Genomic DNA, 8,055 nt, shown 5'->3' on the forward strand with positions numbered 1-8,055 from the left:
ACACATCTGCGAAGACGCATCCGCGCCGGAGACCACGACGCCTTCGCCGCCCTCTTCGACGCCTACGCGCGCTCGGTCTACAACCACGCCTTCCGGCTGACGGGGCAGTGGACGACCGCCGAGGAGGTCGTCTCGCTGACGTTCCTGGAGGCCTGGCGGCTGCGCGCGAGCCTCGACGAGGACGGCGGCTCACCCCGCCCCTGGCTGCTGGGCATCGCCACCAACATCGCCCTCCCCCACTCTCGGCTTCGCTCGAGCGGGGGGACCCCCGTCCAGCGCCGGGCCGCACGCGTCCCAGGAGGCGGCAGCCCTCCTCGGCCACATCGCGCCGGCCGCCGAGCGCGAGAAGGCGCCGGCCGGCGTCCGCGACGACCAGTTCGTGTACATCAAGAGCCGGACCGCCTTCACCGTCTCCGAGAACGGCGGACCCGCGAAGCTCCAGCCCGTCCACGACCGGGAGGTCTGGCAGTCGGTGGACGGCACCCGGGAAGGCTTGCTGGAGGAGAACACGCCGGACAACGAGCACGTCTCGCCGGCCAGGAGAAGGTCCAGTTGATCTTCGACGAGAAGACGTACGCGTTCCTCGGAGAGCGGGTGTACGACCTGCACGGTACGTCGATGGGCGGCACGTCGATCGTCACGCGGGCCGTGGTCGACAAGGCGGGGGAGCGTCCGTAGGGGGTGCGGATCCCGGGGGCCGGGGTCAGGCTGGTGTCATGGCCGGTTCCGTAGAACAGGGCATCAGTCAGACCCACGGGAGAACGCACATCCTCCACTTCCTGGTACGACTGCCGAGGCCGACGGACCAGGTCTGGCGGAGCCTCTCCACCCCGGAGGGCCTGGCCGCCTGGTTCACCCCGGTCGACGTCCTGCAACCGAGACTGGGCGGCACGGTCACCCTCGGTGACCTGGGCACGGGCCGGGTGACCGCCTGGGACGTCGACCGGATCGCCGAGTACACGGTGGAGGGCGGCGGCAGGATCCGCTTCCACCTGGAACGCGACGGCGACACCGGCAGCACCCTGCGCTTCACCCACGAGTTCAAGGGCGAGGGCGAGACGGAACCGGCATGGCGTACCAGATTCGAGCGTTTGATCGACATCATGAACTCTTGAGGCGCCTCGGCTGAAGCGCCCCGTAAGGGGCGCGGGGCCGTATCAATATGCGGCTCCGCCGCGTGGGCGCGACCAGCCCCCACCGGGCCCGCAGCTCACGACGGCGGCAAGCACTCCCCACTGGGCGCCTTCCCCTCCGGCCACGCGATACGAACGAACCGCGACCCACCCTCCGCCCGCAGCTCGACGATCGGCACCGCCTTGTCGTACGGATTCCCGTGCGCGTCCAGGCAGATCCAGCCGCTCGCCCCGTCCACCCGCAGCGACCCCTTCACCTGCGGCCACTGCAACCCCACGTCGGCCAGCGTCGGCACCGCCTTCCCCTCCGGCACCGCCTCGCGGATCCCGTGCACCGCGAGCCGCATCGCGTCGTACGCGATGATCAGCTGCCCGTCGTCCAGGGCCACCGTCCCGATGGGCCCGACCGGTGTCTTCTCCGCGCTCTTCAGCAGCCCGGTCAGCGTCGCCATGTCGGCCGCCGAACCGCCCGTGGCCGGGCTGCCCCTGCCCCACGCGTCCGGATGGGCGAGGGCGGTGTAGCGGACGGCGAGGTTGTGCCGCAGGGCACTGCGGTCCAGCTTCTTCTCGCCGGTCAGGTACGACCCCTCGTCCCCGGTCAGCACCGTGAACTTCCGGTCCTGGCAGCCCCGTCCGCCCAGTGCGTTGATGAACTGCCGCAGCTGGGTGTGGCGGCCGGCGAAGAGGATCGTGTCCGTCGTCCGCGAGGTGTCGCAGACCAGGTTGGTGATCTGCCGGAACGTGTTCGCGGTGGTCCCCTCCTGGCTGCGGTCGGCCGGCGGCGTGAACGGCTGCGGCTCGTACGGCGAGCCCTTGATCAGCGCCGCGAACGACGTCTGGAGCGTCCGGGTGTACGGATCGCCCGGCTTGTCGTAGACGAGCAGCGCCCGGCCCGCGCTCACCTTCGCGAAGGAGGCCAGGGCGCGGGCCTCGTCGGTGTTGGTGGGGGAGACCCGGGCCAGGCCGGGGTAGGGGTCCTTGCCGCCCTGCCCGTTGGCGAGGTCGTCGGCGGTGATCGACGACCCCACCACCGGAATGCCCAGCCGGGTCAGCTCCTTGACGGCCTTCTTGTTGTTGTCGGTGCTCTGCCCGACCCCGGCGACCGCCCGCAACCGGTCCGTGCCGCCCGTCATGCCCGCCAGCTGCGTGACCATCCGCTGCCAGTACTGGCTGGTCGCACCGGGGTTGGCCAGTACCAGCCGGATCACCGGGGACTGGCCGTTGGAGTCGTGGTTGGCCTGGTACTGGGCCAGATAGGCGCCCTGGAGCTCGTGCTGGATGTCGGCGAGGTTCGCCGTCGCCGTCGAGGTGTACGGCAGCATCACCGCGACCGTGACATAACTCCCGGGCTTCAGGCGGGAGTTCTCGCGGGCGATCGCCTGCACGGTGTCCCGCAGCTGCGGATGCCCGAAGTCGAACGCGGTCGTCGCCACGCCCACACACTCGTCGCTGCCCTCGGGCCGGGCCACCCCCGGCGCGCAGGACCGGTCGTCGTGGAGGACCACGCGTACCCCGACGACCAGGCCGGCGATCACCGCGGCGGTGACCAGCAGGGCGAGATACCGGCGCAGCGGAATCTCCCAGACGCCCTCCCGCAACCACGTGCCCACGCCCCGACCCGCCATCACGCCACCCCGCTCCGCCGTGCCATCACGCCACCTCGCCCCGCCGTGCCATCACGCCACCTCGCCCCGCCGTGCCATCACGCCACCCCGCTCCGCTCGTCGTCGCCCGAGTCGCCTTCGTCGGTCTCGTCGTCGTCCGCCGGGTCCGCCGGCGGGCGTCCCGCCAGCGCGGCCGCCGGCCAGTCCCGGGAGGCCCGCCACAGCAGCGCGTTGCCGGCCGGCCGCAGGTTGGACAGCTGCTCCAGCTCGAATCGCAGCCGGTCGCCCACCTTCGGGTCGGGCAGCACCAGCGGATCGGTCAGCAGCCACACCGCGTGCAGCAACCGCCGTATCCGCAGGTGCAGTACGGCGTCCACGCCGTCCGGTACCCGCTGCTGCGCGTCCGTGCGGCCGAGCGCCACCGCCGCCCGCCGGTCGCCCTGGCCGGAGAAGTCGCGGCCCTCGGCGTCATGGGCGTGGAAGTAGGGCGCGGCGGCGATGAACCGCAGGGTGTGCAGCCAGCTGCGGGTGTCCAGGACCGGGAAGCCGTCGCGCAGGTGGGCGACCGCCGGTCCGCTCTGTCCCAGGGCCAGTTGGTGGTGCAGCCGGAACCGGGCCCGCCCGTCCGGCCGGTCCTCGGTGTAGTACGCGATCAGCGTCTCGTGGGCGGTGCGCCAGCCGCTGTGGTCGGCGTCCCGCAGATGCAGCCGGAGCAGTAGCAGGGTCCGTACGAAGGGGTCACCGACGAACTGGCCGGGCACGGCCGGTAGCCCTTCCCGGGCGAGCCGGTTCTGCAGGGCCCGTACGTCGGCCGGGCCGAAGTCGTCCGGGAGCAGCGCGGCGGCCAGGGCGCACGCCGAGTCGTGGTCGTGGGCGGCGGCCAGGACCGTCAGTTCGTCGAGGCGGTCGGCGGGGACGAGCCGGTCGAGGAGCAGGAGGTACGCAGGCGAGGCGGGACCGTCCTCCACCGGCTGTACGTCGGCGGTGAGCAGGCCGACCAGCGATCCGGCCCGCTCCGGGTGCTGGGCCGCGGCCTCGGCGAGCAGGGCGATGCCCAGCGGGTTGCCGCCGGTCAGCCGGTGGACGGCGTGCGGGAGCTGGGGTGCGGCCGGGGCGCCGACCAGGTGCAGGGTGTCGTCGGGATTCAGCGGCGGCAGCGCGACCAGCAGGGCCCGCGAGGAGGGTACGGCCGGGTCCGGCGTCCACTCGCTGCGCCGGGCGACCCCGGCCAGCTCCCGCCGTACCCCGCCGCGCAGCAGCTCCCGGCCGTCGCCGCGCAGTCCGGCGACGAACGCCACCTGGTCGGTGATGCCCTCGGCGCGGTCCCTGAGCACCGCCTCCACCAGGCCGGGCCCCGGCCCGGTCTGCACGTTGTCGACCAGCACCAGCGGCCGGCCGAGCCGCTGCATCCGCGGCAGCACCCCCGCGTACGCCTCGGTCAGGTCGGCGAGCAGGGCCCGGACGAGGTACCGCTCCGCGTGCTCGCGGGAGGTGCCGCCCGCGCGGAAGTGGCCCGAGAGCAGGATCAGGCCGCGCTGGGCGTGCCCGCCCGCGTTGGGGTAGGTCCGGTACCAGATCGACGCCTTCTGGTGCCGGCGGCTGCTGAAGCCCTCGGCGATCGACTCCAGGGTGGCCTCGATGGCGCCGGAGACCAGCGGCCCGGTGCCGGTCGCGGCGGCGACGACCTTGGCCGCCACCTTCCCGGCCCACCGCCCCGCGAACCCGCTGATCCACGAACCGCTCTCGTTCAGCAGCAGGATCCGCTCCACCTCGCGCCGGATCCGCTCCGAGTCCGCGTCGCCCCAGCCGCCGGCGGCCACCGCGACCAGGCCCGACATCAGCCGGGGGAAGGTGATCCGTCCGGCGCCGGTGACCGGTTCGGCGAGCTGCTCGGCGACGACCAGCAGCGCCTGCCCGACCGGCGACCAGGACGCGGCGGGCCGCTCCGGCGGCGGGGCCGCGAACTGCTCGTCCGCACAGTCGACGAGCGCGACCGGGGTGTGCCCCTTGTAGGCGTCCCGCAACTTGGCGAGCACCGCACTCTTGCCGAGCCCCCGGGCCCCGGTCAGCACGACGAACGGCAGCTCACCGGGGTGTTCGAGGGGGAGGGCACGATGCTGGTACGGCCGTAACCCGACGATTCTCGGAACGAGCCCGGCCGGCTCGACATCGAACAGCGCCCCACGCCCGTGCAACCGTCTGTGCAAGGCAGTCCCCCCTCAACACGAGTGTAGGAAGGGGGAGTTGCTTCGGGCCAGATCGCGTGATGACTGTTGGGTTACGAATCCTGACTCTGTGAGATCAGCCGACGGTGATGGAGTCCAGCTTCTCCCGCAGGTAGACGTGCGAGTCGACCGGCGGGTACGCCACCCGGCCGACCGGCGCCGGCACGGACTCGACGGTGGTGCCGGGGGTGCACTCGCCGAAGTAGACGAGGGACATCAGCTCCTCGGCGGGCGCGTCCGTGGGCGGCGGCAGCACCCGGTGCCGCCCCGACCGCCACCGGTCGCCGGTCCAACGGGCCATCAGGTCACCGATGTTGATGGTGAAGGCGTCGGCGTCGTACGGCGCGTCCTCCCAGCCGCCCTCGTCCGTGTACACCTGCAGCCCGCCCTTGCCGGCCTGCCGGTCCAGGATGGTCACCGTCCCGAAGTCGGTGTGCGGCCCGATCCGGAACTGCCCCGGCGCGGGCTCACCGAGCACCTCGGTCCCCGGATACCAGTTGATGTTGAAGCCGTACGTCGGATGGTCCATGTGCCTCGAGAAGAAGTCCTGTTCGAGCCCGAGCGCGTACCCGAGGAGCGACAACAGCTCCTTCTCCAGCTCGCCCATCCGGTCCAGGTACTCCGCGCAGAGCGTCCGCAGCTCCGGCACCTCCGCCGGCCACACGTTGGGCGCGTACCACTCGGCGTTGACCAGCGGGTCCTCGAACGGCTCGTGGGTCGCGAAGGTCAGCGACTCCTTCAGGTCGGGCGGGGTCTCGGTGCCCTCCGAGTACCCGTTGGCCTCCGCACCGGGCCCCAGCCAGCCACGCCCGCCGACCTTCACCTCGTACGCCCGCTTCACCTCGTCGGACAGCCCGAAGAACCGCCGCGCGGCCTCCCGGACCCCGTTTCGCAGCTCCGCGTCCACCCCGTGCCCGGTGACCAGCAGAAACCCGGCGGTCTGCAGGGCCCCGTCGACGGTCCGCGCGATCCCCCGCCGGTCGTCCTCGTCCCCGTCGAGCCAGGGGCGCAGGTCGACGGTGGGGATACGGGGGCTGCCGCTCGTGTTGTTCACCGATTTACTCACCAATGTCCTCGTTCCACAGGGCCGGGTTGTCGTTGATGAAGTCGCGCATCAGGGCGGTGCACTCCGGGTCGTCCAGCAGGACGATCTGTACGCCGTGGTCGGCGAGCCAGTCGTGGCCGCCGTGGAAGGTGGCGGCCTCGCCGATCACGACCCGGGAGATGCCGAACTGGCGGACCAGGCCGGAGCAGTACCAGCACGGCGACAGGGTGGTCACCATGGTGGTGCCGCGGTACGTGCGCTGGCGGCCCGCCGCGCGGAAGGCGGCCGTCTCCGCGTGCATGGAGGGGTCGTCGTCCTGTACGCGCCGGTTGTGGCCGCGGCCGAGCAGCGCGCCGTCGGCGCCGTAGAGCGCGGCGCCGATCGGGATGCCCCCCTCGGCGAGCCCGGCGCGGGCCTCGGCGACGGCGGTGGCGAGCCAGGCACGGGCCTGGGTCCGGTCCAGAGGGTCCAGGGGGTCCAGGGTGTCCAGCGGATCCATGGGGTGCATGACTTCACTCTCCTGTGGCCGAAACACGAGGGCAACGTGCGGAAAGTACCCTCCGGGCAACCCTCGGCCGGACGAAATGTCAGCGGCCGTGCCCGTCCCCTGGAGGTCGCCGTGCCCGCACTCACCCTCCGCGAAGTCCTGGCCCTCGACCCCGTGCGGGCGGCCCGCCCCGAACTGCTCGCCGGGGAGGGCGCCCTGGACCGCCCGGTGCGCTGGGTGCACTCCAGCGAGGTCTACGAGGGTGCCAACTTCCTCGACGGCGGCGAACTGCTCCTCACCAACGGCTTCGGACTGACCGACGCGGATGACGAGGTCCGCCGCCGGTACGTGCGGGAGCTGGCGGCGCGCGGTGCGGCCGGTCTCGCGGTGGAGGTCGGGCGGGCGCTGCCCGGCATGCCGCCCGAGGTGACCGACGAGGCCTGCCGCCTCGACCTGCCGCTGCTCGCCCTGCACCGGGTGGTGCCCTTCGTGCGGATCGCCGAGGCCGCCAACCGGGCGATCGTGGCCCGGGGGCTGTCCGGCCGCCGTACGGTCGTCCGGCCCTGGGGCGACGACCACGCGGCGGCGCTGCTCGCCGACCTGGCCGACGGACAGGCCCTCAACCAGCCCGAGGTGGAGGCCCGGGCCGCCCTCGCCGGGTTCCATCCCGGCCCAGGCGCCCGGCTCCTCGGTGTCTCGCTGCACGGCAGCCGGGGCGTGGGCGCGGTGGACCGGGCGGTACGGGTGCTGGGCGGGGCCGGGGTGCTGCGGGCCGTGTTCCCGGGGGACGTGCTGGCGCTGCTGGCGGTGCCGGCCGCGGTCCCCGGCGATCCCGTGCGAGCCGTGCAGGAGGCGTTCCGGGGTGCCGCCGAGGCGGGGGCCACGGTCGCCGTCGGACATCCGGTCGGCCCCGGCGGCTGGCTGCACTGGAGCGAGACGCTGCGGGCGGCCCGGACCACTCTCGAACTCGCGCTGACCGTGCCGCCCGCCGAACCGGCGCCGCCCGAGGGCCCGTCGGTGACCTCGGCCCGCGCCCTCGCCCTGGAGCGGGAGCTGACCCGGGGCGGTGTCGCCGCCAACCGGGACCGCCTCGCCGTCCTCGTCCAGCACACCCTGGGCCCGCTGCTGGCCTGGGAGGCGGCTCACCCCAGTGACCTGGTCCGCACCCTGGAGGTGCATCTGCGGCACGGCTGCTCCCCGACCCGCACGGCCGCGCTTCTGCACATCGGCCGCCAGTCCCTCTACCAGCGCCTGGAACGCATCGAGTCGCTCCTCGGCCTGGAGATCGGCGACCCGGACCTGCTGGGCGAACTCCTGACGGCGACCTGCGCGCACCGGGTGGTGCGGCAGCGCCCTGAAGGGGCGCGGGACCCTGTCCGATATGCGGCTACCGCCGCGGGCGCGCGACCAGCCACTACGGCGCAGCAGTCGACAGACGGCATGTCACGGCACTTCCGGCGGAGCGCCTAGGTGTACTCGGTCATGACTTTGGTGACAGGCGGCTGATCGGGGGCTGGCCTGCGAGCGCAGTGTGTCGGCGTCGAGTGTTGTAGAAGGTCAG

Annotated in this window: 7 protein-coding genes; 3 read left to right on the forward strand and 4 right to left on the reverse strand. The window is 73.0% G+C overall.

Features of this window, described 5'->3' with window-relative positions:
* Positions 1–6: 6 nt before the first annotated feature.
* Together ACFWPS_RS41335 and ACFWPS_RS41340 are read left to right on the forward strand one after the other, a co-directional pair.
* Positions 7–678 (forward strand): RNA polymerase sigma factor, encoded by a 672-nt coding sequence (locus ACFWPS_RS41335; RefSeq protein ID WP_383715708.1) that lies wholly within the window; start codon positions 7–9, stop codon positions 676–678.
* 38 nt (positions 679–716) lie between these two features.
* A complete protein-coding gene (locus ACFWPS_RS41340; protein WP_383715688.1) occupies positions 717–1,115 on the forward strand; it encodes an SRPBCC family protein in 399 nt (132 codons plus the stop codon).
* A 95-nt stretch (positions 1,116–1,210) separates the two neighbouring features.
* Here the strand turns inward: ACFWPS_RS41340 and ACFWPS_RS41345 are convergent, their stop codons facing one another.
* The 4 genes from ACFWPS_RS41345 to ACFWPS_RS41360 all read right to left on the reverse strand — a co-directional run bounded on the left by ACFWPS_RS41345 (position 1,211) and on the right by ACFWPS_RS41360 (position 6,515).
* Complete coding sequence (locus ACFWPS_RS41345; RefSeq protein WP_383715690.1) at positions 1,211–2,758, reverse strand: hypothetical protein; 1,548 nt, start codon at positions 2,756–2,758, stop codon at positions 1,211–1,213.
* A 77-nt stretch (positions 2,759–2,835) separates the two neighbouring features.
* On the reverse strand, positions 2,836–4,944 hold the full coding sequence (locus tag ACFWPS_RS41350; RefSeq protein WP_383715692.1) for a hypothetical protein: 2,109 nt from the start codon (positions 4,942–4,944) through the stop codon (positions 2,836–2,838).
* A gap of 94 nt (positions 4,945–5,038) precedes the next feature.
* Positions 5,039–6,016 (reverse strand): isopenicillin N synthase family dioxygenase, encoded by a 978-nt coding sequence (locus ACFWPS_RS41355; RefSeq protein ID WP_383715695.1) that lies wholly within the window; start codon positions 6,014–6,016, stop codon positions 5,039–5,041.
* Between the two features lie 4 nt (positions 6,017–6,020).
* On the reverse strand, positions 6,021–6,515 hold the full coding sequence (locus ACFWPS_RS41360; RefSeq protein ID WP_383715698.1) for a nucleoside deaminase: 495 nt from the start codon (positions 6,513–6,515) through the stop codon (positions 6,021–6,023).
* A 111-nt stretch (positions 6,516–6,626) separates the two neighbouring features.
* On the opposite strand from ACFWPS_RS41360, the gene ACFWPS_RS41365 reads away from it, so the two are divergent.
* Positions 6,627–7,964 (forward strand): PucR family transcriptional regulator, encoded by a 1,338-nt coding sequence (locus ACFWPS_RS41365; RefSeq protein ID WP_383715700.1) that lies wholly within the window; start codon positions 6,627–6,629, stop codon positions 7,962–7,964.
* The last annotated feature ends 91 nt before the right edge of the window (positions 7,965–8,055 follow it).

Origin of the sequence: Streptomyces sp. NPDC058457 (genome assembly GCF_042720695.1) — a bacterium.
In the GTDB taxonomy this organism is placed as follows: Bacteria; Actinomycetota; Actinomycetes; order Streptomycetales; family Streptomycetaceae; genus Streptomyces.